Source organism: Caballeronia sp. LZ033 (assembly GCF_031451265.1).
Taxonomy (GTDB): Bacteria; Pseudomonadota; Gammaproteobacteria; order Burkholderiales; family Burkholderiaceae; genus Caballeronia.
In genome coordinates, this window is sequence record NZ_JARUXQ010000003.1 from 631,754 (window position 1) to 658,057 (window position 26,304).

The 26,304-nt window shown below is 63.8% G+C and carries 24 protein-coding genes; 16 read left to right on the forward strand and 8 right to left on the reverse strand.

What is annotated here, in order from left to right; genetic code table 11:
* Positions 1-52: 52 nt before the first annotated feature.
* The 3 genes from QCE62_RS24080 to QCE62_RS24090 are packed head-to-tail and all read left to right on the forward strand — an operon-like array spanning position 53 to position 3,698.
* Entirely contained in the window at positions 53-1,057 is a 1,005-nt protein-coding gene (locus QCE62_RS24080; RefSeq protein ID WP_309816209.1) for a substrate-binding domain-containing protein, read from the forward strand.
* Between the two features lie 53 nt (positions 1,058-1,110).
* Positions 1,111-2,640 carry a sugar ABC transporter ATP-binding protein gene (locus tag QCE62_RS24085; protein ID WP_309923942.1) on the forward strand — a complete coding sequence of 510 codons (1,530 nt, stop codon included), beginning with the start codon at positions 1,111-1,113 and terminating at the stop codon, positions 2,638-2,640.
* Positions 2,637-3,698, forward strand: a complete 1,062-nt coding sequence (locus tag QCE62_RS24090) for an ABC transporter permease (protein WP_309923944.1) — start codon at positions 2,637-2,639, stop codon at positions 3,696-3,698. The genes QCE62_RS24085 and QCE62_RS24090 overlap by 4 nt, the downstream gene beginning before the upstream one ends.
* 171 nt (positions 3,699-3,869) lie before the next feature.
* On the opposite strand, the gene QCE62_RS24095 is transcribed toward QCE62_RS24090, so the two are convergent.
* Together QCE62_RS24095 and QCE62_RS24100 are read right to left on the reverse strand one after the other, a co-directional pair.
* Entirely contained in the window at positions 3,870-4,592 is a 723-nt protein-coding gene (locus QCE62_RS24095; protein WP_309925273.1) for a DeoR/GlpR family DNA-binding transcription regulator, read from the reverse strand.
* A gap of 144 nt (positions 4,593-4,736) precedes the next feature.
* The gene (locus tag QCE62_RS24100; protein WP_309923945.1) at positions 4,737-5,417 is read right to left on the reverse strand and encodes a dihydrofolate reductase family protein; all 681 of its coding nucleotides are present in this window, start codon (positions 5,415-5,417) and stop codon (positions 4,737-4,739) included.
* A 164-nt stretch (positions 5,418-5,581) separates the two neighbouring features.
* Here QCE62_RS24100 and QCE62_RS24105 point away from each other — a divergent pair, with 164 nt between their 5' ends.
* Positions 5,582-6,796, forward strand: coding sequence for a YeeE/YedE family protein (locus QCE62_RS24105; RefSeq protein ID WP_309923947.1), 1,215 nt, complete (start codon positions 5,582-5,584; stop codon positions 6,794-6,796).
* Positions 6,797-6,836: 40 nt separating this feature from the next.
* On the opposite strand, the gene QCE62_RS24110 is transcribed toward QCE62_RS24105, so the two are convergent.
* The 4 genes from QCE62_RS24110 to QCE62_RS24125 form a co-directional block, all read right to left on the reverse strand.
* Entirely contained in the window at positions 6,837-7,691 is an 855-nt protein-coding gene (locus QCE62_RS24110; protein WP_409017921.1) for a type II secretion system F family protein, read from the reverse strand.
* 250 nt (positions 7,692-7,941) lie between these two features.
* On the reverse strand, positions 7,942-9,636 hold the full coding sequence (locus tag QCE62_RS24115; RefSeq protein ID WP_309923951.1) for a POTRA domain-containing protein: 1,695 nt from the start codon (positions 9,634-9,636) through the stop codon (positions 7,942-7,944).
* A 116-nt stretch (positions 9,637-9,752) separates the two neighbouring features.
* Entirely contained in the window at positions 9,753-11,243 is a 1,491-nt protein-coding gene (locus tag QCE62_RS24120) for a collagen-like triple helix repeat-containing protein (protein ID WP_309923954.1), read from the reverse strand.
* Between the two features lie 233 nt (positions 11,244-11,476).
* Positions 11,477-11,647 carry a Flp family type IVb pilin gene (locus QCE62_RS24125; protein ID WP_309923955.1) on the reverse strand — a complete coding sequence of 57 codons (171 nt, stop codon included), beginning with the start codon at positions 11,645-11,647 and terminating at the stop codon, positions 11,477-11,479.
* Positions 11,648-12,145: 498 nt separating this feature from the next.
* Here QCE62_RS24125 and QCE62_RS24130 point away from each other — a divergent pair, with 498 nt between their 5' ends.
* From QCE62_RS24130 to QCE62_RS24150, 5 genes are all read left to right on the forward strand, one after another.
* Complete coding sequence (locus QCE62_RS24130) at positions 12,146-12,400, forward strand: hypothetical protein (RefSeq protein WP_309923957.1); 255 nt, start codon at positions 12,146-12,148, stop codon at positions 12,398-12,400.
* A 300-nt stretch (positions 12,401-12,700) separates the two neighbouring features.
* Entirely contained in the window at positions 12,701-13,024 is a 324-nt protein-coding gene (locus QCE62_RS24135; protein WP_309923959.1) for a DUF3649 domain-containing protein, read from the forward strand.
* 47 nt (positions 13,025-13,071) lie between these two features.
* Positions 13,072-14,649: a PepSY-associated TM helix domain-containing protein gene (locus QCE62_RS24140; protein WP_309925274.1), complete on the forward strand. Its 1,578-nt coding sequence runs from the start codon at positions 13,072-13,074 to the stop codon at positions 14,647-14,649.
* Positions 14,646-14,927: a DUF3325 domain-containing protein gene (locus tag QCE62_RS24145; RefSeq protein ID WP_309923962.1), complete on the forward strand. Its 282-nt coding sequence runs from the start codon at positions 14,646-14,648 to the stop codon at positions 14,925-14,927. The genes QCE62_RS24140 and QCE62_RS24145 overlap by 4 nt, the downstream gene beginning before the upstream one ends.
* 71 nt (positions 14,928-14,998) lie before the next feature.
* Complete coding sequence (locus tag QCE62_RS24150; protein WP_309923964.1) at positions 14,999-16,168, forward strand: L-dopachrome tautomerase-related protein; 1,170 nt, start codon at positions 14,999-15,001, stop codon at positions 16,166-16,168.
* A gap of 10 nt (positions 16,169-16,178) precedes the next feature.
* Here QCE62_RS24150 and QCE62_RS24155 read toward each other — a convergent pair whose 3' ends face one another.
* Together QCE62_RS24155 and QCE62_RS24160 are read right to left on the reverse strand one after the other, a co-directional pair.
* Positions 16,179-17,303 (reverse strand): alanine racemase, encoded by a 1,125-nt coding sequence (locus tag QCE62_RS24155; RefSeq protein ID WP_309923967.1) that lies wholly within the window; start codon positions 17,301-17,303, stop codon positions 16,179-16,181.
* Between the two features lie 16 nt (positions 17,304-17,319).
* On the reverse strand, positions 17,320-18,222 hold the full coding sequence (locus QCE62_RS24160) for a DMT family transporter (RefSeq protein WP_309923970.1): 903 nt from the start codon (positions 18,220-18,222) through the stop codon (positions 17,320-17,322).
* A 189-nt stretch (positions 18,223-18,411) separates the two neighbouring features.
* Here QCE62_RS24160 and QCE62_RS24165 point away from each other — a divergent pair, with 189 nt between their 5' ends.
* The 7 genes from QCE62_RS24165 to QCE62_RS24195 are packed head-to-tail and all read left to right on the forward strand — an operon-like array spanning position 18,412 to position 26,258.
* The gene (locus QCE62_RS24165; protein ID WP_309923972.1) at positions 18,412-18,717 is read left to right on the forward strand and encodes a non-heme iron oxygenase ferredoxin subunit; all 306 of its coding nucleotides are present in this window, start codon (positions 18,412-18,414) and stop codon (positions 18,715-18,717) included.
* A 25-nt stretch (positions 18,718-18,742) separates the two neighbouring features.
* Positions 18,743-19,987 carry an FAD-dependent oxidoreductase gene (locus QCE62_RS24170; RefSeq protein WP_309923975.1) on the forward strand — a complete coding sequence of 415 codons (1,245 nt, stop codon included), beginning with the start codon at positions 18,743-18,745 and terminating at the stop codon, positions 19,985-19,987.
* A complete protein-coding gene (locus tag QCE62_RS24175) occupies positions 19,974-21,266 on the forward strand; it encodes an aromatic ring-hydroxylating dioxygenase subunit alpha (protein ID WP_309923977.1) in 1,293 nt (430 codons plus the stop codon). Before QCE62_RS24170 ends, QCE62_RS24175 begins: the two co-directional genes overlap by 14 nt.
* Positions 21,267-21,776 carry an aromatic-ring-hydroxylating dioxygenase subunit beta gene (locus tag QCE62_RS24180; protein ID WP_309923980.1) on the forward strand — a complete coding sequence of 170 codons (510 nt, stop codon included), beginning with the start codon at positions 21,267-21,269 and terminating at the stop codon, positions 21,774-21,776.
* A 30-nt stretch (positions 21,777-21,806) separates the two neighbouring features.
* A complete protein-coding gene (locus tag QCE62_RS24185; protein ID WP_309923982.1) occupies positions 21,807-24,212 on the forward strand; it encodes a xanthine dehydrogenase family protein molybdopterin-binding subunit in 2,406 nt (801 codons plus the stop codon).
* Positions 24,209-25,045, forward strand: a complete 837-nt coding sequence (locus QCE62_RS24190; RefSeq protein ID WP_309923984.1) for an FAD binding domain-containing protein — start codon at positions 24,209-24,211, stop codon at positions 25,043-25,045. The genes QCE62_RS24185 and QCE62_RS24190 overlap by 4 nt, the downstream gene beginning before the upstream one ends.
* Before the next feature lie 19 nt (positions 25,046-25,064).
* On the forward strand, positions 25,065-26,258 hold the full coding sequence (locus QCE62_RS24195) for a 2Fe-2S iron-sulfur cluster-binding protein (protein WP_309923986.1): 1,194 nt from the start codon (positions 25,065-25,067) through the stop codon (positions 26,256-26,258).
* The last annotated feature ends 46 nt before the right edge of the window (positions 26,259-26,304 follow it).

Here is a 26,304-nt window from a genome sequence, read left to right on the forward strand (position 1 = left end):
GTGTGACATATCAAAGAAGCCAATTCAATCGATACCTGAAGGAGACAACGCAATGAAGCTCAACAAACTCGCCACCGCGCTGACCGCGGTTGCACTCGCCGCAGGCGCCATCGCGGCGGCGCAGGCCGCGACCAACGAGACCATCGTGACGGTCGTCAAGGTGACCGGCATCAACTGGTTCAATCGCATGGACGAAGGCGTAAAGGAGTTCGGCAAGGACAACCCGAACATCAACGCCTATCAGACGGGACCGGGCCGCGCGGATGCCGCGCAGCAGCTCAAGATCATCGAGGATCTGATTGCGAAGAAGGTCACGGCCATTGCCGTGGTCCCCTACGATCCGCCTACGTTGGAGCCTGCGCTCAAGAAAGCGATGGACCGCGGCATCAAGGTCGTGACGCATGAAGCGGACAACGCGAAGAACACGATGGTCGACATCGAAGCCTTCGACAACACCGCGTACGGTGCGGGCCTGAACGAACGGCTCGCAAAGTGCATGGGCCAGCAGGGCAAGTGGGCGGTGCTGGTCGGCTCGCTCGGCAGCCGTTCGCAGGTGCAATGGGCTGATGGCGGCATCGGCAATGCGAAGGCCAAGTATCCGAAGATGGATCTCGTCGAGCCGAAGCTCGAAACCAACAACGACGGCGAGCGTGCCTATCAGGTCGCCAAGGAAGTCTTGCGCAAGCATCCGGACCTGACGGGCTTCCAGGGATCGTCGTCGCTGGATGTGATCGGCATCGGCCGCGCGGTGGAAGAGGCGGGCAAGGTCGGCAAGATCTGCGTGTACGGCACGGGCCTGCCGACGGAAGCCGCGAAGTTCCTCGAGAGCGGCGCGGTCAACGGCATCGCGTTCTGGGATCCGAAGCTCGCGGGACTGGCGATGAACAAGGTCGCGCAGATGCTCGTCGAGGGCAAGGAAGTTCAGAACGGCGCTGACCTCGGCATCACCGGCTACAACAAGGTAACGGTCACGAAGGGCCCGGGCAAGGGCGTGATCGTGCGCGGCACCGGCTGGGTCGATGTCGACAAGACGAACTACAAGCAATACAACTTCTGATGTGACGTGCGCGGCGCGCTTTTGCGGAAGCGCGCCGCTCGCCCCGGACAGACATGACCACCACGACACCGCTTCTCGAAGTCGTCAACATCCACAAGCGCTTTACCGGCGTGTATGCGCTGCGTGGCGTGAGCCTCGCGTTCGAACGCGGGCAGATCTATCACTTGCTGGGCGAGAACGGCTGCGGCAAGAGCACGCTCATCAAGATCATCTCGGGCGCGCAGCCGCCGGACGAAGGCGAACTCGTGATCGAGGGCGCGCGTCATAGCAAGCTCTCGCCGCTCGAATCGCTGTCGGCGGGTATCGAGACCGTCTATCAGGATCTGTCGTTGCTGCCGAACATGAGCGTCGCGGAGAACGTGGCGCTGATCGCGGAGCTTGCCACGCATCAGGGCAAGCTGGCGCGTACCTTCGACCGCCGCGCGCTCGCGCAAACCGCGGCGCGCGCGCTCGAAGCAGTGGGCCTGCCGGGCGACGCAGCGTTCCAGAAAACGCTCATCGAACAATTGCCGCTCGCGACGCGTCAGCTCGTTGCCATCGCGCGGGCCATTGCCAGCGAGGCGAAGTTCGTCATCATGGACGAGCCGACCACTTCGCTCACGCAGAAGGAAGTGGACAATCTGATTGCCGTGCTCGCGCGGCTGCGTGCGGACGGCGTGGCCGTGCTGTTCGTGAGCCACAAGCTGGATGAATGCTATGCGATCGGCGGTGAGGTGATCGTGTTGCGCGACGGCCAGAAAATGGCGCAAGGGCCGATCGAGCAATATACGAAAGCGCAGATCAGCGAACTCATGACGGGCAAGCATCTTTCGACCGAGCGATATCGCGCGGAAGGCGAGGACAGTGCGCAGCATGTGGTGCTGGACGTGCAGGCGCTCGGCCGCAAGGGCCAGTTCGCGGATGTTTCGTTCAAGCTGCACAAAGGCGAAATTCTGGGCGTGACCGGCTTGCTCGATTCGGGCCGCAATGAACTCGCGCGGGCACTGGCCGGCGTGGCGCCCGCCGATCACGGCAGCGTCACGCTCGACGGCATGCGCGTGCGCCTGCACTCTCCCGCCGACGCGAAGATGCAGCGCATCGGCTATGTGCCCGAAGATCGTCTCAACGAGGGCCTGTTCCTCGACAAGCCGATTCGCGACAACGTCGTCACTGCGATGATCGCGAGTCTGCGCGACCGTTTCGGGCAGATCGACCGCAAGCGCGCGCAGGAACTCGCGGAGCGCACGGTCAAGGACCTGCAGATAGCGACACCGGATGTGGACAAGCCGGTGCAGTCGCTTTCAGGCGGCAACCAGCAGCGCGTGCTGATCGGCCGGTGGCTGGCCATCGATCCACGCGTGCTGATCCTGCATGGCCCGACCGTGGGTGTGGACGTGGGCTCGAAGGACATCATCTATCGCATCATGCAGCGGCTCTCGAAGGAGGGCATCGGCATCATCCTGATCAGCGACGACCTGCCGGAATTGCTGCAGAACTGCGACCGCATCCTGATGATGAAGAAGGGCCGCATTGCGAGCGAATATCGCGCGGACCGGCTCGATGAAGCCGGTCTCTACCACGCGCTACTATCAGAGGCAGCATGAGCATGAGCGAATCCATCCGCCGCACGGGGAGCGAGACGATGCCGCAGCACGTGGCCGAAGTCGCACCGCGTGTGCGCAAGGGCAATCTTTACGCGCAGCTGATGCGCAATCCGGAGTGGTTCACAGTCGGGCTGATCGTAGTGACGTGTCTGGTCGTGGGCGGCCTCAACCCGCGCTTCTTCCAGTTCGCGACGCTGTTCGACATGCTGCATTCCGCCACCACCGTTTCGCTCTTCGCGCTCGGAACGCTGGTGGTGCTGGCCTCGGGCGGCATAGACGTGTCGTTTACGGCGATTGCAGCGCTCACGATGTATTCGATCACCAAGGCCGTGTTCGCCTGGTGGCCCGATTGTCCATTCGCGCTGATCCTGCTGGCGGGCGCCATTGGCGGCGTGATCCTTGGCATAGTCAATGGCATGCTCGTGCACCGGCTGAAGGCGCCGTCGCTGATCGTGACCATCGGTACGCAATATCTGTTTCGCGGCTTGTTGCTGACTTTCGTTGGCACGCAGTTCTTCATGAACATTCCGCACAGCATGGATACCTTCGGGCGTCTGCCGCTTTTCTTCTATCACACGTCCGATGGCCTGCGCGCCGTGCTGCCGGTTTCAGTGCTGGCGCTGGTGATTGCCGCGGTGGTCACGTGGTGGCTGCTGAACCGGACGATGATGGGCCGGGGTGTGTATGCAATGGGCGGCTCGCTCGCCATCGCGGAACGGCTCGGCTACAACCTGCGTGCGATCCATCTGTTCGTGTTCGGCTATACGGGTCTGCTGGCGGGCGTGGCGGGCATTCTCCACGTTTCGACCAACCGCCTCGCGAACCCGTTCGATCTCGTCGGCACGGAACTGGATGTGATCGCCGCGGTGATCCTGGGCGGTGCGCGCATTACCGGGGGCACGGGTACGGTGGCAGGCACGCTGCTCGGCGTGGTGCTGGTGACGCTCATCAATAGCGTGCTGATTCTGATCGGCGTGCCGAGCACGTGGCAGAAGGTGATCATCGGCGCGTTCATTCTGGTGGCGGGGACGTTGTTTGCGCTGGGGCGCAGGCAGTAGGTCTGCAGGCCTCTGGGGATCTTTTCACGGCTGGCGTTGAGCGACGGACTTTGAAATCCGAAATGAAAAAGGCTCGTTCAAAAACTGAACGAGCCTTTTCGATTTTTAGCGGAATGCGGCTTTCCAATTAAAAGCGGAACGTCGCTTTCGGCTTTTAATCGGAAACCGGGGTCAGGTACGCGCGCGCTGCGTCTGTCCTTCTTCCGTGATGACTGAATCGAACTCCGAAAGCTGCGAGAAGCGCACGGCCTTGACCTTGCCGAACTTGCTCGCATCGACGACAAGATGCCGCTCGACCGCGCTCGCCATGGCTGCCTGCTTGATGGCCACTTCGTGGAAATTCCAGCAGGTCACGCCGCGCGCTTCATCGACCCCGCCCGCCGACATGAACGCCTTGTTGATGCCCATGCGCCGCAAGGTTTCGACGCTTTCGTCGCTCGCGAACGATTCCGACGAAGGCACATAGACGCCGCCGAGCAGGATCATGCGCACGTTGGGCTTGCGCCGCAGGATTTCTGCGACGTTCAACGAATAACACACCACCGTGAGATGCATCTCCATCGGGATCTGCCGTGCAAGTGTGGTCAGGGTCGTGCCGCAGTCGATGAAGATGGTTTCGCTGTCGACCAGCAGCCGCGCCGCATGGTTCGATGCGATTGCCTTGGCTTGCGCGAAGTGATCTTTTTCTTCCTCGATGGTGTAGCCCGCGTTCGGCACGTCGGCCGCGCTGACAATATAGCCGCCGAGATAAGTGAACTGATGCGGATGGGCCGCGATGTCGCGGCGTACCGTCATTTCCGAGACGCCGAGCAACGCGGCCGCATCGCGCAGACGCATCACATTTTGTTTTACAAGCGCGCCGGAGAGGGTGCGCAAGCGGTCGTTTTTGGCCATCGGGGCGGCGCGACAGGGCGCAGTGAGGCGGGCGGCTATCGCACGGAGAGTGTTAGATATTGGTCGTTCGTTGAAAGGATTATAACAACGCAAGCCGCGCTTTTTGCGGCTTGCCTGCATTGGAGCGGGTAAATCCCGAGACGGTCAGCGGGCGCGTGAATAGCGCACCCAGACCACGTCACGATCCAGTTTCTCGACCGATTCCAGTTTCAGATAGGCCGGCTTCTTCCATTGCTCCATCGATACTTCGAAAGAGGACGTGTGCGCCTCGCGACCGTCGACGAGCGGAATCAGCAGCACGCTGACCTCGTCGGCGAGGCCTGCATTGACGAACGCGCCGGACACATGGCCGCCGCCTTCGACGATCAGCTTGCCGACCTTTAATTCGCGCGCGAGCGTATCGACGACCCGTTTCAGTTCGATGTCTTCCTTGCCGCCGAATACATACGACGCGCCGATCGATTGCAGATATGCGAGGTAGTCATCTTCGACGCTCTCTGCCACCACTTCGACGACGTGCGAATCCAGCGCCGTGCTGCTCTTCCACGCGACGCGTCCCTTGGGATCGATCGAAATGGCGTACTGACTCGCGTTGCGGTCGGCGAAATGATCGGTGCGGGGAATCGGACCTTTTGCCATGCCGAGCGGATAGTCGCGGTCCTTGCCGTGCGAGATTTCCTGCATCGTGACGCGGCCGCAGACCCAGGCATCCGCCTTGAAACTCGCGGCGGTTTCCTCATAAGTGGGCGATGCGTAATCGAGGTTCCAGTTGTCGGTGAGACTGCGGCCGTCAATCGACGACATCATGTGGCAGACGATGTACATGCGGTTCTCCAGTGCGTGAGAGCAGATGAACCTTGGGTGCAAGCACCGTGCCGCGTACGTTTTGTTCCGATAAAAAACGTAATGGCCGCCAGCGAATTTTGCTCAAACACGCGACAATCCCCGGCTGCCGCGATTTTTTTTCACTCTGGATTCACTTTTTCGTCATGTCAGATCTCGCCAGTTCTCTCCCACGCCGTACCGACATCGATCCGAAGCCGCTCGGCATCGCCGCGCTGCTGATCGTGCTCGGCGTGCTGTATCTCGGCCAAACCGTCGGGGCGCGTCAGGCCGCGTTGTACGCGGTCGGCGCGCTGCTCGGCGTCACGCTCTATCACGCCGCGTTCGGCTTCACGTCGGCCTGGCGCGTCTTCATCGCCGATGGTCGCGGAGCCGGACTGCGCGCGCAAATGCTGATGCTCGCGGTCGGTGTCGCACTGTTCTTCCCCGCGCTGGCAGCCGGCTCGCTGTTCGGCATGCCGGTCACGGGACTGGTGTCGCCGGCGGGGACATCGGTGGTGGTGGGCGCCTTCCTGTTCGGTATCGGCATGCAACTCGGCGGCGGCTGCGCGTCGGGCACCCTTTATACGGTCGGCGGCGGCAGCACGCGGATGATCGTGACGCTGGTCGCGTTCATCGCCGGGTCGGTCATCGGTACCGCGCACATGCCGTTCTGGACCTCGATGCCGCAACTGCAGCCCGTCTCGCTAGTCAAGACGTTGGGCGCAGGGCCTGCGCTCGCGCTCAACTGGCTCGTCTTCGCGTTGATCGCCGCGCTGACGGTGGTGATCGAGAAGCGCCGTCATGGCAGGCTCGTCGCGGCGCACGTGCAACCGGCGCACACGTCGCCGTGGCTGCATGGTCCGTGGCCGCTGATGGTGGGCGGCATTGCGCTCGCTGTGCTCAACTTTGCAACGCTGGCGCTGTCGGGACGGCCGTGGGGTATCACGTCGGCGTTTGCGCTGTGGGGCGCGAAGGCGTCGGCAATGATGGGTGTCGATACCGCCAGCTGGCCGTACTGGATGAGCAAGGCCAACGCAGCCGCCCTGGCCGCGCCGATTTCACGCGATGTGACGTCGGTGATGGACATCGGCATCGTGCTCGGCGCCATGCTTGCCGCCGCGCTCGCGGGCCGCTATGCGCCTGTGTGGCGCGTGCCGCTGCGCTCGCTGGTGGCGGCCATCGTCGGTGGCCTGTTGCTCGGCTATGGCGCGCGGCTGGCCTATGGCTGCAATATCGGCGCGTACTTCAGCGGCATCGTGTCGGGCAGCCTGCACGGCTGGTTGTGGCTCGTCGCTGCGTTCTTCGGCAACGTTCTGGGCACGCGCCTGCGCCCGATGTTCGGTCTCGAAGTGGAACGCGTGCGGCCGACTTCCTGCTGATTGTTTTCTGCAAGCGCGGCCGTTCTTGCGGTCGCGCATCTCAGTCGTCCAGCCGCGCCTGCCGGAACAGCAGATACGCGGCGATGCCCTGCATGACGACCGCGGCATAGACCAGCTTCCTGCCGAGCATGTCGGTCCACATCGAGTCGAAATATTCCGGATTGAGGGCGATGACGGCGCAGCCGGGCAGCAAGGCTAACAGCGCGGGCATCCAAGCAACTGCGCGGGGGCTGGTCGACGCTTGCTCGTCCGGTTCGAGGTCGCGCAGGCTCGACGCCATGCGATCGAGCACTCGCTCCGAGCCTCCGCCGAATTTCATCGAAACCTGCAGCACCGCGCCGATCAGTTCAAATTCCTGAACGCGATACGTGCGCGCGGCTGCCGCCAGCGCCTGATCGATGTTTGCGTCGATGCGAAATTGTGGAACGGCCCGTTCCAGGCATGCGGAAAGCGGCGCCTGCATGCTCGCGGCGGCTGCCTGGAACGCGGCCGGGATGCTGTGACCCGTATCGACCCGGCGCGTGATCCCTTCGAGGAACGCAGGCAACTGGCGCACGATATGCCGCTGGCACTGCCGCGCACGCCATGCGAGCCACGCGTAGCACGTCAGCGACGAGGCTGCGAGGGCAAGGGCCGCCGCCAAGGGCGCATCGCGCGTGATGCACAAAATGGCGACTGCCCCGGTGACGACCGCCCATAGCGCCAGCGCCAGGCCGGGATGCCGTACGTTGGAGCGGTGCATCTGATCGTCGAGTTCGCGCAACAGGCGAGCGGGCGGCGTCATGCAACGACCGAGGATGCGCTTCGCGAGCCGTGCGTCGTGCCTGAGCGCGCCACAGACCCACGTCATGACGGCGCTCGCCGCGCACAGCATGGCGAGCGTGAAGACCAACACGATTCCAGTGGGCACCGAAGCCTCCGGCCAATGAGCAGCGGCCCGCAAGCGGGCGATTTGTGTAATCGATCAGGCTGCGGTACACGTCTCCCCGAGGTCGCGCGTTTCACCGTGATGCAAGGCCTGTCGATGTGGACGATACCGGCGATCGTCTCCGCGATCTGTTTTCTCACGCTCATTTCCACGCGCCGAAATCCGGCGTTTCCCGCCAGCTCGAAAAAAAGTGGCGGGATGGCCGGGACGGGCACGCTCAATACAACTGGTACGAGAAAGTCGCATTCACGCGCGGACTACGTGACGGGCTTTCGATCGGCGCATCGCCGATGGCCCGCGCCAACGACAAATCGATGCTGTAGTGCTTCGCATCCGATACGCGAAATCCCACGCCCACCGACGAGAGCCGGCGCGGATTCGGCGTGCCGCCATGCAGGTAGACGCGTGCGGCGTCGATCGATGCATACGGCGTGAGCGTTTTCAGCCAGGTCCATTCGAGCGCGATCGGACGGTTCAGCTCGAACGATGCACCCCAGCCCGAATCGCCCGACACTTCGCCCGGCTGATAACCGAGCGCGAAACGTTGGGCGCCGAACGCAATCTGCTCGGACGTGGGCAGCGTGTCGGGCGAGAACTGACCTGTTGTCGAGATCACCGAGCCGATCTTCCACGGCCATTCATTGGTCTGCGAGAAGCTCGCGCCGGTGCGCAGGAATGTAAGCGACACCGGGTTCGTCAGCGCCAGGCCGGTGATGTTGGTTTCGGCCGATTTCGAGGCGCCGAGGATGTTCATTGCCTTCGCCACGTTCAGGCTGGCGCGGCGCGTCATGCCGGTGTCGATGCCGGTGTAGTCGAGCGACAGTTGCGCCACGCGAATCTGCGAGCGGTTCGTGAGCTGCGGATTGCTCGCCACCGCCATGTTCTTCAGGCGATCTTCGTCGTGAGTGGCATAGACGCTCGCGGTGCCGAGCACGCTGCGCTTGTTGCTCAGCACGAATGGATAGACCGCCGAGAAGGCGAGCTTGTCGTTGATGACCGTGCGCTCGATGTACGACGGCAGGCCCGGGTTGTCGACCGGATGACCGTAGTAATGCGAGGCGTCCACCTTGAACGCGAGGCCGTCGGCGCCCACGGGCACCATCGCGTTGATGCCGTAGTAAGTCTGGTCGTTGCGTCCCGGGGGCGCGAGTGCCGATGCGGTGATCGATTCGCCCAGGCCGAGCAGACCGTTCTCGGTGGCGCTGAAAATGCCCTGCACGCCTGGATGATTCACGTCGATGCCGCTCGACAGATTGAAACGCTTGCGCGTGACGTTGAGTTCGAGCGTCGTCTTGCCGTCGGTGTTCTGCGGCGGTGCGATGGTGGCGTCGATCTTCGCGCCGGGAATCATGCCGAGCAGGTTAATCGTGCGTTCGAAGGTGCTTTGACGCAGCGGGCGGTCCGTGGCGATATGCTGCGCGACCGCGCGAATCCGCTTTTCCAGGTTGCCGGGTTCGCCCTTGATCCTGATGTCGGCCACGTAGCCTTCGACGATCGTCACACGCACGACGCCGTTCTCGAAGGCCTGCGCGGGCACGAACGCGAACGACAGCGCATAGCCCCGCTCCTTGTAGAGCGCGGTGACGCCGTTGGCCGTTTCCATCAGCTGCGCGATCGTGATGTCGGTGCCGACGAGGCTCTTGAAGCGTTGCGCGACTTCCTCGAAGGGCAGGCACTTCACACCTTCGATCTGGATCGATTGTGGCGTGATGTGCCGCGCGAGCAAGTCCTGCAGTTGTTGCTGCGGCGCCTGCACCTCGACTTCGACCGCCGGCGCGCGTGCCGGCGCGTTGACCTGAGGCAGGGCTTCGAGCGGATTGCCGCCGACACTCGGGCGCGGCGCGTTCTGCGCATGCGCGGCGTGGACGAACGCAAGCGCCGCCGCGACTGCGGCCGCTTTCCAGTTGAACATTTTTTTAGCTTGGATCGTGATTGGTTTTTTTTGCAACGCACGGCCCAGGTGCCGCGCGCCGAACGCATCTTGTGGCGTCCGACGTGCGGGGAACCGGGCCGCTGTGCGCCGTTGCCTTACTTCTTGATTCCGCCGCCGCCGAGGACGCTGCCGAGCGTCGACGTCAGGCCGCCGAGCAGGCCCGTCGAGCCGCTCGTGCCACCCGAGGTGGTGCTCGCCGTGAGCGTCGTCGTCGCCGAGACGGTCGAGGTCGTGGTCGAGGTGGTGGTTGCGGTTGCCGGGACCGGCGCGGCCATCGTCATGGTTGCGGGCGCGGCCGGCGTCTTCACGCCGGTCGTGACCGTGCTGACGAGCGATGTGACCGGCGCGAGGGCGCCCGCCACTGCCGTCGAGCCGGTGACAGCCGACACCGCGCCCGTCACCGTCGATACCGCGCCATTGACAACGCCCGTGGCCGCGCTGACCACCGGCGCCGTGCCGGTTGCCGTGGTCACGCCGGACACGACACCGCTGATCGCAGAAGGCATCGAAGTCGCCGGCGTGCCGCCGACGAGCGTGCTCGCCGATGCCACCGTGGTGCCCGTCGCCGAGACGAGCGAGCCCACGCCCGTCGCAACCGGATTGCCACTGGCGGACAGTTTCTGGCCGCCGCTGACGAGGCCCGCGCCGACGTTCGACAGCAGCGTGGAGACGGGCGCGCCGAGGCCGGTCGCGGCGCCCACGGTCTGCGTCGTCGTGCTGACGAGCGAGGTGATCGGCGTGATGGTCGTGCTGACCTGTTGTGTCAACTGCTGCACGGGGGCGCTCGTGAGCGCGGTCGTCAGATTGCCGCCCAACTGGTTCACGCCCGTGCCGACGCCGCTGACCAGCGCGCCGACCGGCGTCGTCACGGCGGCGAGCGGGGCGAGCGCGCCGGTGTTCAAACTCGTCACGGCATTGCCGCCGCTCGTGACCGCGTCGCCGATGCGCTGCACGACGCCGCCGACGCTCGCCACGGTCGTGCCGACCGGATTGGTCGTCGCGCCGATCGAACCGATGCCGTTGCCGACGCCATTGCCGAGCGTCGTCACTGCCGCGCCCAGGTTCGAGACGACGCCGCCGAGGTTCTTCGTGGTGTTGTCGCCGAGACCGATCGGCTTCGTGTCGCCGAGCGCGTTGCCGCGATCCGTTACCGTGCCGCCCGCAGCCGTCACGATGTTGCTCGTCTTGTCGACGACCTGCGCGATCGGCTGTGCTGTCGGACCGTTCTTGATGACGGGCGTGCCACCGCCGTCGCCGCCGGTGTCCTTGCCGCCATTGCCACCATTGCCGCCGTTGCCGGCCGTGGTGGTGACCGGCGTTACCGGCGTGCCGGCATCGTTGCCGCCGGTGCTGGTTTCGAGCGTTGTGCCGTTGCCCTCGGTGCCGGCCATGCCGGACGAGTCACGCGCGCCGGAGGCGGAGGAACCATTGGCGCCGGTAGTGCTCGCCGTATGATTCGCCGTTCCGCCGGTCGATTTGTTGACGGAGCCCGAACCGCCGCAGGCCGACAACGCGAGGAGTGCCGCTACCGCCCCGGCCAGGGCGGTCATGCGGATGGTTTCGCTATGAAACGTAAGTGTCTTCATTTCTCAGAGATATCTGGTTATGTTTGCTGCACCGATTTTTTCCCGACATACGTTGAAAAAAAACGGCGGACTGCGTAAAAGCACGAATATCGGGACCAGTTGATCCTTAATGACGTGCTGAGATAACCGCCAGCCTGTCTGTGCTATTTCCACAGGCGAGCGCGGTCCCCCGCGACTTGTGATCGCGGTTTGCCCGAAGGCGAGTTAATTTGCGATATGCGCGTTGAAGCGAATCAAACGCCTTTTAGCGCGGTCGAGATATTCTGGAAGGTGGATTTGAGCTGATCCGCCACGTCGCCCACGGCAGTCATGATGCCAAGAGCCAGCACACCGGCAATGAGTCCGTACTCGATGGCGGTGATGCCGCGTGTGTCTGCGAGATAGCGCTTGAAGACGCGTTTCATGATGTTCCTCGGTTTTTCCAATCACCGGGCCATCGGTCAGCGGGAGGCGCGACAAGCGTATCCGGCTTGCTTGCAAGGACGGGTCCATCTTGCGGGGCGCTTCTCGCTGGCCGATGCCTGGCGTTTGCTCTCAGGTTCTGTTTTTAATCTTCCCGTGTGCCCGGGTGAGAAGCCCTGTTCCGCATTTTTCCGGAATGCGTTCCGCTAAAAATTGGAACAGGTACTTCTTAAGCATGTTATCGACGCGCCTTTGTCCGGCCTGAGCCCGGCTTTTGCAAATCTTTAATCTTTTTTTTGTACGAAGTAACTTCTTCTCCATAAGCACGGGTCAGTGCGCAGATGATCAGGGTTTTCAGGCTTGCCATTTCGCGCCTGGAAGTCTAGGAAGATGCATCGACGTTCCGGGTAAAAGCACCGGGAGACTTTCGTTGAGCAAACAGAAACCCGCTCGGCATGCCGCAAAAGAGAAACACGAACGCTTATGCGAGAATTCGGTCCATGAAAAAAATCCAGCTCCTCATCCTCTCGCTGGCGCTCGCGGCGCTCAGCCCGCTGGCTCACGCCAGCTTCGCGGAGGGCGCCCATGAATTCAAGGAAGACGTCAAATCGGCCGGGCGCCAGACGAGCCATGCAGCCCGCGACGCGGCGCACGCCATCGGTCAGGGTGCGAAAACGGCGGGACACGCCGTCGCAGACACCTTGAAACGCGGCTCTCACGCCACTAAAAAATGGCTCACGGGCGATAGTGAGTAGTCGCGTCGTCGGAACAATTCACGCCGGTTTTTAAGCGTCGCATGACAAGTCTCGACGCAGGTTAATAATAAGCGTTATCATTTACGTCACTTTGCTGGCTCATCGGGCCGGAGCCGGGCAGCGTGCGTCGTCATCACGCAGCGCGCCTGGAAAGCGGCGACATCAGCAGTTCCAGTCACGCATCCGGGCTCGATCGAAGCCCGATCATCTCACCCACAGCCTTGAAACCGCGCAGTGCGATCCGGCGTTCCGGTTCGATTCGCGTGGGCGCAGTGGCGCGAACGTATCCAAGGAACTGAGTTGAAGACACACGCCACAGCGGGCGGGACGGGACTCCCCGCAGCAATCGGCAAACACGGGCCGCTGATCTCCCGCATCGTTGCCGCAATTCTGGGCGGCTATGCGCTCGCTTCCCTCACGAGCGTCGCGGCGCTCGTTCTGCCGATGAGCAAGCCCCAAGCGGTGCTCACCGGCATGCTCGCGAGTTTCATCGTGTATGTGTGCGCGGTGATCTGGGTGTTCGCCGTGCGCAGCGCGCGGCGCGCCTGGGGCGGTCTGGTGATCGCGGCGCTGCCGTTACTGCTTGCGTCGTGGAGCGTGTGGTCCGGAGGAAGCGCATCGTGAAGGCCACGCATGACGCTCAACCGCGAGCACGCGGCATTCGCCAGACCATGTCGGACCTGCATACATGGGCGGGTCTGCTGGCCGGCTGGATTCTTTATGCGATGTTCCTGACCGGCACCGTCAGTTACTTCAAGGACGAGACCTCGCAATGGATGCGCCCCGAGCAGCCGCATCAGCGCGCCTTGCCCGATCCCGCACAGGTCGCGCAGCGCGTGACGACGACTCTCGGCTCGATCGCCGCCGGCAGTCCGCAGTGGAGCTTCGGATTGCCGGATGAGCGCACCAGTGTGATCGACTCCTTCTGGCGTGCGCCGCCCAAGGCGAACGGCAGGCGCGCATTCGAGGAGGCGAGCTTCGATCCGGCCACGGGCGAGCGCAGCAGCGCGCGCAAGACGCTCGGCGGCGAATTTTTTTATCGCTTCCATTTCCAGTTTTATTACGTGCCGGTGCTCTGGGGCCGCTGGCTCGCAGGCCTGTGCGCGATGTTCATGCTCGTCGCGATCGTGAGCGGCGTCATCACGCACAAAAAAATCTTTACCGATTTCTTCACGTTCCGCTGGGGCAAGGGCCAGCGTTCCTGGCTCGACGCGCATAACGCACTCTCGGTCTTCGGCCTGCCGTTCCACGCGATGATCACCTACACCGGTCTCGTCACGCTGATGGCGATGTATATGCCATGGGGCGCGCAGACCGCGTTCAAGACGCCGGCGGAACGGCAGGAGATGATGTCGCAGTTGAGCGCGTTCATCCAGCCCGGCAAGCCGTCCGGGCAGAAGGCCGCGCTTGCGCCCGTCGATGCCATGGTGCGCGAAGCCGAAGCGCGCTGGGGCCGCGACAAGGTCGGACGCGTGACCATCACCAATCCGGGCGACAGCACGGCGCGCGTAGCGGTTTCACGCGGCGAGGCGCAACGCGTGTCGATGAGTCCGCAGTATCTGCTTTTCGATGGCGTGAGCGGCAAGCTCATCGACGTGAAGGATCATGTCGGCGGCGCGGCTGAAACGCGCGGCGTGCTTTATGCGCTGCATCTCGGACGCTTCAGCGATCTGCAGTTGCGCTGGCTGTACTTCATCGTGAGCCTCGCGGGTACGGCAATGGTCGGCACAGGGCTGGTCATGTGGACCGTCAAGCGCCGTCAGAAGCTGCCCGATCCGGCGCGTCCTTACTTCGGCTTCCGTCTGGTCGAGCGCTTCAATATCGCGAGCATTGCGGGGCTCTCGGTTGCCATGACGAGCTTCCTGTGGGGCAACCGGCTGCTGCCGGTGGGCATCGCCGCGCGCGATGAAGCGGAGATCAACGTGTTCTTCACGGTATGGGCCGCGACCTTGCTGTACGCGATGATGCGTCCGGCCAAACGCGCGTGGATCGAACTGCTGTGGCTTGCCGCTGCAATGCTTGCGCTGCTGCCCGTGCTCAATGCGCTGACCACGGACCGTCCGCTCTGGCGCAGCATCGCGCAAGGCGACTGGGTCTTCGCGGGCTTCGATCTCATGATGCTGGCTTTCGCGCTGCTGCACGCCGCGCTGGCGCGGCGTGTCACACATCATCGTCCGCGCGTGAAGGCTTTGCGAAAGGAAGCGCCCGCGCGCGTGATGACCGCCGAGCGCGAAGAGGAGAATGCATGATGCACCTCCTGACCTTCCTGTTCTGCCTGATCGCCTTCGCGTGTCTGGCCGCTTCAATGGACCGCCACCAGCAAGCCGTATGGGGCCGCGAATGGTCGCCGCGAACGTCGCGTGGCTTGCGAATTACCGGGTGGTGCGGGCTGGTGCTCGCATTGCGCCTGATCGTCGATCAGGACGGATGGGCGCTCGGACTCGTTCGTTACAGCGGCTTGACGAGCCTGGCCGCAGGCATCGTATTCGGCTCGCTCATCATGTGGCAAAGACGCGCTGCGTCTTGACAGCCCAGGCATGCCTTCCTAGCATCAAGCGGTACTCGAGGGATCCACGCTGACACACAAGGAGACGCTTGATGAAGGATCGGGATGCGCACCGCACGATGCGTCGACGCGTGCTTGCTTCACTGGGCGCCGGCGCGCTTGCGACGCTGGGCTTCGAGCAAACGGCACATGCCGCTGCGCCCAAGCTCGAAACCGTCGCCACGTTCGACGATGACTTCCGCTTGGTCGGCATCGGTGTATCGAAGCAGGGTCGCGTGTTCGCGACCGCGCCTTCGTCCGTGAAGCGCTCGCGCTACAGCATGGTCGAGGTCGATCCGGACACCGGCGCACTCACGCCCTTTCCGGATGAAAGCTGGAACGTGTTCAAGCCGGATGAAGACGGTGCGCATCAATGGATCTCGCTTCAGGCGCTATGGGTCGACGAGCACGATCATCTCTGGGCGCTCGACTCGTCATTGCCTTCGGTGGATCAGACACGTCAGCCGCCGAAACTCGTCGAGTTTGATCTCGCCACGCGCAAGATCGTGCGTCAGTTCGATTACGGCAAGCTCGTCACGCCGAAGGATTCGCTCAACGACATACGCGTCGATCACACGCATGGCTTCGCGTACATCAGCAACGCGGCCAATCAGGGCGGCGTAGTGGCGACGAACCTCCGGAGCGGCGCTTCACGGCTGCTGCTTGCAGGCGATCGTTCGAGCGTGTCGGATCCCGCACAACATCTGATGTTCGGCGACCAGCCCGCCCGCAAGCTCGACGGCAGCGTGCTGGTGCTGCAAACCGACGGCATCGCGCTGTCGCCGGAACGCAAGTGGCTGTACTACCGGCCGTTGACGGATCATCACTACTGGCGCATCGAGACCGCCGCGCTCATCGACGACACGCTGCCCGCCGAGGCGCTGGCGCAGCGCGTGCAATATCTCGGCGATGGCGCACTGACGGGCGGCCTCATCATGAGTCCGGCGGGCGTGCTGTATGGCGGCGATCTCGAGAAACGCACGGTGGTCGGCTTCGACGTGATCGAGCGCGATGGCAAGCCCGCGCTCAGGGAGCACACGCTTGTAGGCAAGCATCGCGAGCTGTCATGGGCGGATGGCTTCGCATACTCGAAGGGCTATCTCTACATCGCGGATTCCCATCTGCACGAAACCAACTTCTCCAACGGGTATCCGCGCGAGGGCAAGTTCGCGATCTTTCGTGTGCGCTTGCCGAATCAGCCTACGCACAGCCTCGCGGGATGAAGTCCGATCATCACCAGCCGTGAAAGCGCGGCCATACGGCGGTGCTGCCATCGCTCGATAGCGCGTGGTACTCGGGATACTGGGCGCCTGTCGCACACGCGTGATTCGGCAGGATGCGCAGCTTCATGCCGATGGGAAAACGTCGCGTGAGATCCTCGCCTGAGGCGACGGCGATGATGCCGTGCTCCTGATTCGCGCCGACGACTGCGCAGCCCGGCAGCGGCGTGCCATCGAGGGCGCAGGCCAGGCCGTAGCCGAAGTCGCGTGTCTGCTTCGATGTGCCGCGGTCACGGCTCATCGCCATCCATCCCGCATCGACGATGACCCAGCCCTTGTCGGGCTGATGTCCGATGACACTCGCCAGCACGCTCAACGCAATCTCATCGGTCGTGCATGCGCCGACGTTCGCCATCACCAGATCGAAGAACACGTAGACGCCCGCGCGCACTTCATCGACGCCTTCGAGATGGGTCGCGGCGAGGGCGGTCGGCGTCGAGCCGATGCTCACGGTCCTGCAAGCAATGCCCGCTGCACGCAGACGTTCGGCCGCGTGCACGCAGCCGTCGCGTTCCTGGGCAGCGAGTGCGGCGAGCGCGTCGGGCTCGTTCAGTTCATAGCTGGAGCCGGCATGCGTCAACACGCCGCCAACGCCGATGCCGCCCTCCTGCAAGATGCGGCCGATGTCGATCAATGCGTCGTCGTCAGGTGCGAGGCCCGAGCGGTGCCCGTCCGTGTCGATCTCGAGCCAGACTTCGAACGATGCGCCTTCCGCCTTGCAATAGTCGACGATCGCGCGCGCCGCCGCGGCGTTGTCCGCGATGATTTTCAGGTCGCAGCCGCGCTGCCTGAGCGCGAATGCGCGCGGCAACTTCGCGGGCGCGATTCCGACCGCATAAAGAATATCGGCGATGCCGGCCGAGAAGAACTGTTCCGCTTCCTTGAGCGTCGATACCGTGATGCCGTGCGCGCCGGCCGCAATTTGCGCGCGCACGGCATCGAGGCATTTCGTGGTCTTCACATGCGGACGGAACTTCACGCCGAGCGCGTCCATGCGCGCCTGCATCGCGGTGATATTGCGCTGCATCCTGGCGATATCGATGATCGCCGCGGGGGTATCGAGTTGAGCGAGTTGCATGATGTGGTTGGGAGTGTCAGGCGATGGGACCTTCAGGCAGCTTGCTCTGCCACGCCACGGCGATCGCGCTGCCGACGATCAGCGCAATGCCAGCAAGCGACAGCGGCGCGATCGTTTCGCCCCACGCCAGATAGGCAAAGAGCGCGGCCCACACGATACTCGTGTAATTGAAGGGCGCGAGCGTGCCGGCGTCTGCGCTGCGAAATGCAACGGTCATCAGGACCTGGCCGGCGGTGGCAAGCGCGCCGAGCAGGGCCATCAGGAGCAGGGCGTCGAGCGTCGGCGCCTTCCAGCTGAATGGAAGGGTCGCGGCCATCACGACCGTGCCCACCGTGGTGAAGAACAGGACCGTGGTGCGGGAATCGTCACTGGCGCGAATGCGCTTGATCTGGATGATCGAAAGTGCGCCGCATAACGCGCTCATGATCAACAACGCCGGGCCGAGCCAGCTCGACTCTCCGCCGCCCGGGCGCACGACCAGCAGCACGCCGGCAAAGCCGATCATGGCCGCCACGGCCGCGCGTGGCGTGAGCCGTTCCTTGAGCAGCCAAGGCGCGAGCACGACGACCAGCAGCGTCTCCGAATACGCGATCGCCACGGCCTCGCCGAGCGGAATATAGGGCAAACCCGCAAAGAAGAAACCGGAAGCGCCGAGCAGCGTCAACGCGCGCAAGGTCTGCCCGCGCATGTCGAGCCGCCTGACGCGCTGAATGAGCGAGCGCTCGCCGATGCAGCACATCGCCACGGCCGGCACGAGACCGAACAGCATGCGGAAAAAAGTCAGTTCGTTAGCCGGATAGTGCAGCGCGACAGCCTTGGCGAGCGTATCGACGATGGCGAAGCAGAGCATCGACGCAAGGATGAAACCGATGCTCGCGAGCGGAAGGTGTCCGGCGCGGGCGGCGACAGTCGAGGGCATGACGCGTGAAGTCGTGACAGAACCCTGAATCATCGCATGACGGCGTCGCCCACGTTCCGGACCGCCCTGTTCCGGTTTTTTTCGATACGGGAAATCACTATTTTTGATCAGCTTGACTCGCCGAAAAGTCCTGCTAGCATACGTTCATCAGATTCATCAGCATACTGAACATATCGGAAGGAGCGACAGATGGCTCTCAAGTTCGCGGCGAAACTCGCCGACCTCGTGGAAGACGAGCCGCTTGGCGTGACGATCGGCGAGGAACGCATCGCGCTCTATCTGCTGGACGGCGAAGTGCATGCCACGCACAACGTCTGCACGCATCAGTTCGCGCTGTTGAGCGACGGCTATATGGAAGACGGCTGCATCGAATGTCCGCTGCATCAGGGACGTTTCGACATCCGCACGGGCGCCGCGCAGTGCGCGCCCGTGACCGAGCCGCTGCGCGTCTATGGCGTGCAGGTGGAAGGCGGCGAGATCTTCGTCGACCTTTGAAACGCGCGACGCGGAGCGGCGAATCATGACTCAGACGGTATTGATCATCGGTGCAGGACAGGCCGGCGCGCGCGCCGCCGAAGCGCTGCGCACGCACGGCTTCGACGGCCGCATCGTGCTGGTCGGCGACGAGGCGCACGCGCCCTACGAGAGGCCGCCGCTTTCGAAAGACGTGCTGACGGCTCAGTCCGATGCGGACTGTTTCAAGGGCTGGGTGCATCCGGCGCAGCTGTACGCGGATGCACGCATCGAATGGATCAGTGACCGCGTGCTGCAACTCGATCCGCAACGTCATGTCGCGGTGCTGGAGCAGGGCGGTGAACTGCGCTACGACCACTGTCTGCTGACCACAGGCGGACACGCGCGCCAGTTGCCCGGCATGCCCGAAGGCCCGCATACGTTTTATCTGCGCACGCTCGACGATGCAATGCGCCTGCGCACCCGCATTGCAGACGCGCGTTCCGTGGCGGTGATCGGCGGCGGCTTCCTGGGGCTCGAATTTGCGGCGAGCGCACGCAGCCGTGGACTCGATGTGAGCGTGTTCGAATCGGCGTCGAGCCTGTTGAGCCGCGCGCTGCCGCCGTCCATCGCAGAACGCCTGCGCCTGAAGCACGAAGATCGCGGCGTGCGCTTCTTCTTCGATGCAAAGCCGCTGTCGCTGCAGGCGCATGCCACTGGCGTGCAAGTCAACGACATGCCATTCGATTGCTGCGTGATCGCGATCGGTCAGGAACCGGACGATGCGCTTGCACGGGCCGCGGGCATCGCGACCGACAACGGCATCCGCGTGGATCGCCATTGCCGCACATCCGCGCCGGATGTCTATGCCGCCGGCGATTGTGCGAGCTTCCCTTACGGCCCGGCGGACCGTGCGGTGCGCCTCGAATCGTGGCAGAACGCGCAGGAACAGGCGCTTGTCGCGGCGCGCAACATCATGGGCGAGTCCGTCGCCTACGCTCCGACGCCATGGTTCTGGACCGATCAGTACGACTGGAACATCCAGATGCTCGGCTGGCCCGGCATCGGCGTGGAGCAATGGATCGAACGCGCGGGCGCGGACGGCAAGACCGTGCTGATGGGCTTGCGCGAGGGCGTCATGGTCCAGGCGCTCGCCATCAATCAGGGCGGCGAGTTGCGTGCGCTCCGGCGGCTCGTTGAGGACGCCATGCCGGTCGACGCAAAGCTGCTGTGCGACCCCACGGTCAAGCTGCGCCAGCTGGAGCGGCTGATTCGCTCAACACAATCGGGAGATCAAGGTGTACTCGTCTGAAACGGTCATCGGGGTTCATACGCCCCAAACAAAGAATCCGCCGATAGAAGGCCTCGCATGGCCTGAACAAGGGCTGCAGTGCATCCCCGACTGGGTGTACACGAGCGAAGCGGTCTACACGCGCGAAGTGGAACGGATCTTTCATGGACGCACCTGGAACTTCGTCGCGCTCGAAGCGGAAGTGCCGAATGCGGGCGACTACAAGCGCTCCTATGTCGGGCCCACGCCGGTGGTCGTGTCGCGTGCGGAAGACGGTTCGATCAACGTCTTCGAAAACCGCTGCGCGCATCGCGGCGCGGAGTTCTGCCGCCATAGCCGCGGCAACAACAAGGAATTCGTCTGTCCGTATCACCAATGGTCATACGATCTGAAGGGCAATCTCCAGGGCGTGCCGTTCCGGCGCGGCGTCAACAAGCTCGGCGGCATGCCGAAGGACTTTCGCACGGATGAACACGGTCTGCGCAAACTTGCCGTCGCGACCCGCAACGGCGTGGTGTTCGCATCGTTCACGCATGACATGGAGCCGCTCGAGGACTATCTCACGCCCGAGATCCTCACGGACTTCGACGCCGTGTTCAACGGCAAGAAGCTGCGCGTGCTCGGCTTCTACAAGAACGAGCTGCCGTGCAACTGGAAGATGTATCACGAGAACCTGAAGGACCCGTATCACGCGACCCTGCTGCATTCGTTCCTCGTCGTGTTCGGCCTGCTGGTGGCGGGCAACCGCTCGGCGATGGTCGCGGACAGCAAGTACGGCATTCACGGCACCATGGCCTCGGCCAAGAGCGACACGCTCTACGCGACCGTCGACGAAGACAAGAAGAAGGAGATGCGTTCGTTTCACGACGGCATGGTGTTGCAGGACGAACGTTTCCTCGAATTCGTCAAGGAGTTCGATTCCGAATGGTCCGTGACGATGCAGACCATCTGGCCCAACCTGATCGTGCAGCGCGAGATGAACACGCTGGGCGTCCGCCATATCGTGCCGAACGGCCCGAACAGCATGATCATGCTCTGGACCATGTTCGGGTATGAAGACGATACCGAAGAGATGGTGCGTCATCGTTTGCGCCAGGGCAATCTGATGGGACCGTCGGGCTTTCTCGGCCTCGAAGACAACGAAGCGATGAAGTTCGTCCAGGAAGGCGTGCGCCGCTCGGTGACGGACCGCAGCATCATCAAGCTGGACGGCGACAAGATCGGCACGGCGGACAACCTGATCTCCGAGGCGGCCATTCGCGCCATGTACAAACACTATCGTGAAGTGATGGAGTTCTAGATGTTGCCAGGATTCGAGAAGCAGCCCATTGCGCACGACAAGGCGTTGATCGCACGCGCCGCGGTGGAAGACTTTCATGCCGAGTATTGCGCGGCGCTGGATAGCGGCGACATCGAGCGCTGGCCCGAGTTCTTCACCGAGAACTGCCTGTATCGCGTGACCGAATACGAAAATGCCGCGAACGGCTTTCCGGTCGGGCTCGTGTATGCGGAAGGCCGCAACATGCTGCGCGACCGGGCCGTGGCCATCGCCCGCACGCAGATGTTCGCGCCGCGTCAGATGCTGCATTTCGTGTCGAACGTGCGCATCCTGAACGCGACCGATGAAGAAATTGTCGCGCAGAGCAACTACATGCTGTTGCAGACACTGGTGGAAGGCGCGACCACGCTGCATCAGGCGGGCAGGCTTTTTGACCGCTTCGCGCGCAATGGTAACGTGCTTCTGCTGAAAGAAAGACAGGCGGTATACGACACGGCGATGATCGCCAACGATCTGGCCTATCCGGTCTGAACGTCAGCGCTGATCCGGGAGAGTGCGCATATGAGTCACACGGAAAATACGGAAGCACCTGTCGAAACAGGCGGTGTCGGCGCGCGCGTCAGGCGTCGAGAAGACGAACGGCATCTGCAAGGCAAGGGCAAGTTCGTCGCCGACTATACGTTTCCAGATCTGCAGGAGGTCGCGTTCCTGCGCAGTCCCGTGGCGCATGCGCGCATCGTGCGTATCGGCAAGCCCGAGCGCTACGCACAACAGGTGATCCTGCGCGACGACATGCAAGGCGCGACCGATATCGTCGCCGATTCGAGCCTGCCTTCGTACAAACCCTCGTCACATCCGCCGCTGGCGTCCGGCAAGGTACGCTTCGTCGGCGAACCGGTGGCGATGTGTTTCGCGAAGACGCGCGCGCAGGCGGAAGACATCGCCGAGGAAATCGAGCTCGATCTCGATGAACTGCCGGCCTTCGCCAATGCCTTCACCGCCCGCGAGCGCACCGACGTGCGCGTACACGATCACTGGACGGACAACCTGTTCCTCGACCTCAAGGCCGACGTGAATTTCGACGAACGCGCGAAGGACGCGCCCATCGTCGTGAAACAGAAAGTGGATCTCGCGCGTCAATGCATGGTGCCGATGGAAGGCAAGGCCGTGCTCGCGTACTGGGACGATACGCACGGGCAACTCGTCGTGATTACATCGACGCAAGTGCCGCACATGATCCGCACGGTGCTGTCGCAGTGCCTGGGCATCGACCATGCGCAGGTCCGCGTCATCTCGCCCGACGTGGGGGGCGCGTTCGGCTACAAGTGCGTGTTGCAGCAGGAAGAGTTGTGCATCGCGTGGCTGGCGCTCACTTTCCGGAAACCGTTCCGTTTTATTGAAGACCGCCGCGAGCATCTGATCGCCGGCGCCAACTCGCGTCAGCACCACTACGAACTCACCGCCTACGCGGACAAGACGGGCCGCCTGCTTGCGCTCGATGCCGAACTGCTGATCGACGGAGGCGCCTATTCCGCGTGGCCCTTCACGATCGGACTGGAAACCGGCCAGGCGCTCGGCAATCTTCCGGGACCGTACGATTTCAAGGGCTATCGCTGCCGCACGCAATGCGCAGCGACCAACAAGCCGGGCTTTCTGCCGTATCGCGGCGTGGCGCGCACGGGCGTGTGCTTCGCGATCGAATTGACGATGGACGCGATTGCGCGTGCAGTCGGACGCGAAGCGTGGGAAGTGCGTCACGACAATCTCGTGCGCGGCGCGGACATGCCTTATACGAACGTCGTGAAGAAGCATTACGACAGCGGCGACTTCCAGGAAAGCCTGCGGCGCGCGGTCGAACAACTCGACGTGCCGAAGTGGCGCGCGCGGCAGAAGGCGGGCGAGAAGGATGGGCGTCTCGTCGGCGTCGGCTTTGCGACTTTCACTGAACAGTCCGCGCACGGCACGGCGGTGTTCGCGTCGTGGGGCCTGCCGGTGGTGCCGGGCTACGATCTCGCGACGGTGCGCATCACGGCCGACGGCGGCCTCGAAGTGCGCGCGGGCATTCACTCGCATGGCCAGGGCATGGAGACCACGCTCGCGCAGATCGCAAACGAAGTGCTCGGCGTGACGCTGCAAAAGATCAAGGTCGTACACGGCGATACCGCGCTGACGCCATATTCCACCGGCACCTATGCATCGCGGAGCATCGTCATGGCGGGCGGCGCGGTGGCCGCGACCTGCCGCGAGCTCGTGCCGCGTCTGTTGTTCATCGGCGCGCATCTGCTCGGCGAACCGCAGGAAGCGGTCCGCTTCGAGCGGGGCGACGTGATCGGCACGCAAGGCCGTGTGTCGATCGGGGAGATCGCGGCCGCGTGGTATCTGCGTCCCGAGCGGCTGCCCGCCGGCGTGAACCTGGCCGGTCTTGAGGCGACACAAGGCTTCAAGCCCAAGGTGGACACCGGCGCGTTCAGCTACGCGACGCACGCCGCCGCCGTGGCCGTCGATCCGAAGACGGGCGATGTCGAGATCCTCGACTACGTGATCGTCGAGGACTGCGGCCGCATGATCAATCCGATGGTGGTCGAGGGACAGACGATCGGCGGAACGGCGCAAGGCATCGGCACCGCGTTCTATGAGGAGACGCTCTACGACGACAATGCGCAGCCGCTAACCTCCACGCTCGCCGACTACATGCTGCCCGGGCCGACCGAATTGCCTCCGCTCAGGATCATTCACATGGAAACGCCGTCGCCCTATACGGAGTTCGGTGCGAAGGGCGTCGGCGAAGGCGGCGCGATTGCTCCGCCCGCCGCGCTGTTCAACGCGGTGAACGATGCGCTCATGCCGCTCGGCGCGACCGTATCGGAGACGCCGCTCACGCCGCGCCGCCTGCTGTCGGCCATCGAGGCCGCGCGAGCGAAGAGCCAGGCGCCGCGTGAAGAACTGAGCCAGGAGGTGGCGGGATGAAGGCCGCTGCGTTCGACTATGTGAGGCCGGCATCCTTGCCGGAAGCGCTCCACGAGTTGAGTGACGCGAAGCCCATCTCAGGCAGTCAGTCGATGGGTCCGATGCTGAACCTGCGCCTCGCGCGCCCGTCGCGCGTGATCGATGTGTCGCGCATCGCGGACCTGCGCAGCGTGACCGGGAGCGGCGATTTCGTGCGCGTCGGGGCAGCCGTCACGCACGCAGAGATCGAGGACGGCACGCACGAACTGCTGCGTCATCCCTATCTGCAGCACGTGGCGAGCGGCATCGCGTATCGCGCGATCCGCAATCGCGGCACGATCGGCGGCAGTCTGGCGCATGCCGATCCGGCGGCGGACTGGCCGCTCGCGCTCTCCGCGCTGGATGCACGTCTCGAAGTGGCGAAGGCCGGCGGCACGCGGCAGGTGCGCGCGAGCGGCTTCATGCTCGGCGCGTTCACGACGCTGCTCGAAGAAGGCGAAATCATCACTGCGGTGCTGCTGCCCAAGCTGGGTCCGACGCTGCGCTGGGGTTACTACAAGCTATGCCGCAAGACTGGCGAGTTCGCGCATGCCAGCGCGGCTGCTGCGTTCGATGCACGCTCGGGACTCGCACGCGTGGTGCTTGGCGCGCTCGACGGTCCGCCCGCCGCACTCGACGACCTCGCGCGCCAGATTGCTCAGCGGGGCCCGTCCGCCGTCACTGAAGACGCGCTCGCGCGAGCGGTGGCCGGGGCGATGCCCAACGCCGACAGCATCGACCGCTCGATCCATGCCGCCGCGTTGCAGCGCTGCCTGGCGCAGGCGCTCGGCGACGCCGGCACGACTCAAGCCTAGAAGAGACTGAGAGACTGCAATGTCCGTCATCGAACTCACCATCAACGACCGTTCCGTGCGCAGCGATGTGGAGTCGCGCGTGCATCTCGGCGACTTCCTCCGCGAAACGCATCATCTCACCGGCACGCACCTCGGCTGCGAGCACGGCGTGTGTGGCGCATGCACCGTGCTCGTCGACGGCGAGCCGGTCCGTTCGTGCATCACCTTCGCCGTGGCATGCGATCAACAAAAGGTGCGCACGATCGAGGGCTTCGACGACGACGAACTGATGCGCCGTCTGCGCCGTTCGTTTTCGATTCATCATGGCCTGCAATGCGGTTACTGCACGCCGGGCATGCTGATAACAGCGCGCGATATCGTGCGGCGTTTCCCCGACGCCGATGAAGCGCGCATCCGTCTCGAACTCTCGGGCAACCTGTGCCGCTGTACGGGCTACATGGGTATCGTCGCGGCGATCAAGGCGGTGCTCGCGGACCTGAAGGAGAATCCGATCGCGGATGCGCCCGTCGCACGCAAAGTGGTTAGCGATGCAACCATCGCCGCGCCCGCGTTCGAGACTTTCGCGGCGGCGCCCGCCAGCGCGCCTCAGGCTGCCGCACCCACGGCGGCGGCCGTCAGCGAACCTGCGGGCGCACAGCGCAAGGGCTGGACTGCCATCGACGACAGCTTCGTCGTGCCGTTCCCGCTCGATCAGGTCTGGACCTTCATGGGCGATCTGCCTTCCGTTGCGCGCTGCCTGCCGGGCGCGGAACTGCTGGATCACGACGGCGAGTCCCTGAAGGGCAAGATCGCAATCAAGTTCGGTCCGATGTCGGCGAACTTCGCCGGCGCCGCGCGCCTGGAACGCGATGACGCCGCGCATCGCGCGGTGATGCGCGGTGCGGGGCAGGACAACATCAGCCGCTCGCGCGCCAACGGCGACGTCACCTACGCCTTGTCCAGCGAGGCGAACGGCGCTCAGACGCGCGTGGCAGTCACGCTCGAATACATGCTGCAAGGCCCGCTCGCGCAATTCTCGCGCTCGGGGCTTGTGAAGGATTTCGTGCGACGCATGATCGCGGACTTCGGCGCGCGCATCACCGCGCAGCTCGGCGGCAGCGATGCGCCGGAGGCATCGGCTGCATCGGCTGCATCGGCGAAGTTCAATGCGGGCGGTCTCGTGTGGAGCGTCATCTGGAGCCGCATCAAGCAGCTTTTCGGCAAGCGCGACTGAACGGCGCATGACTGGCCAGGCACCCGGTTTTTCGGCCATATCGTCA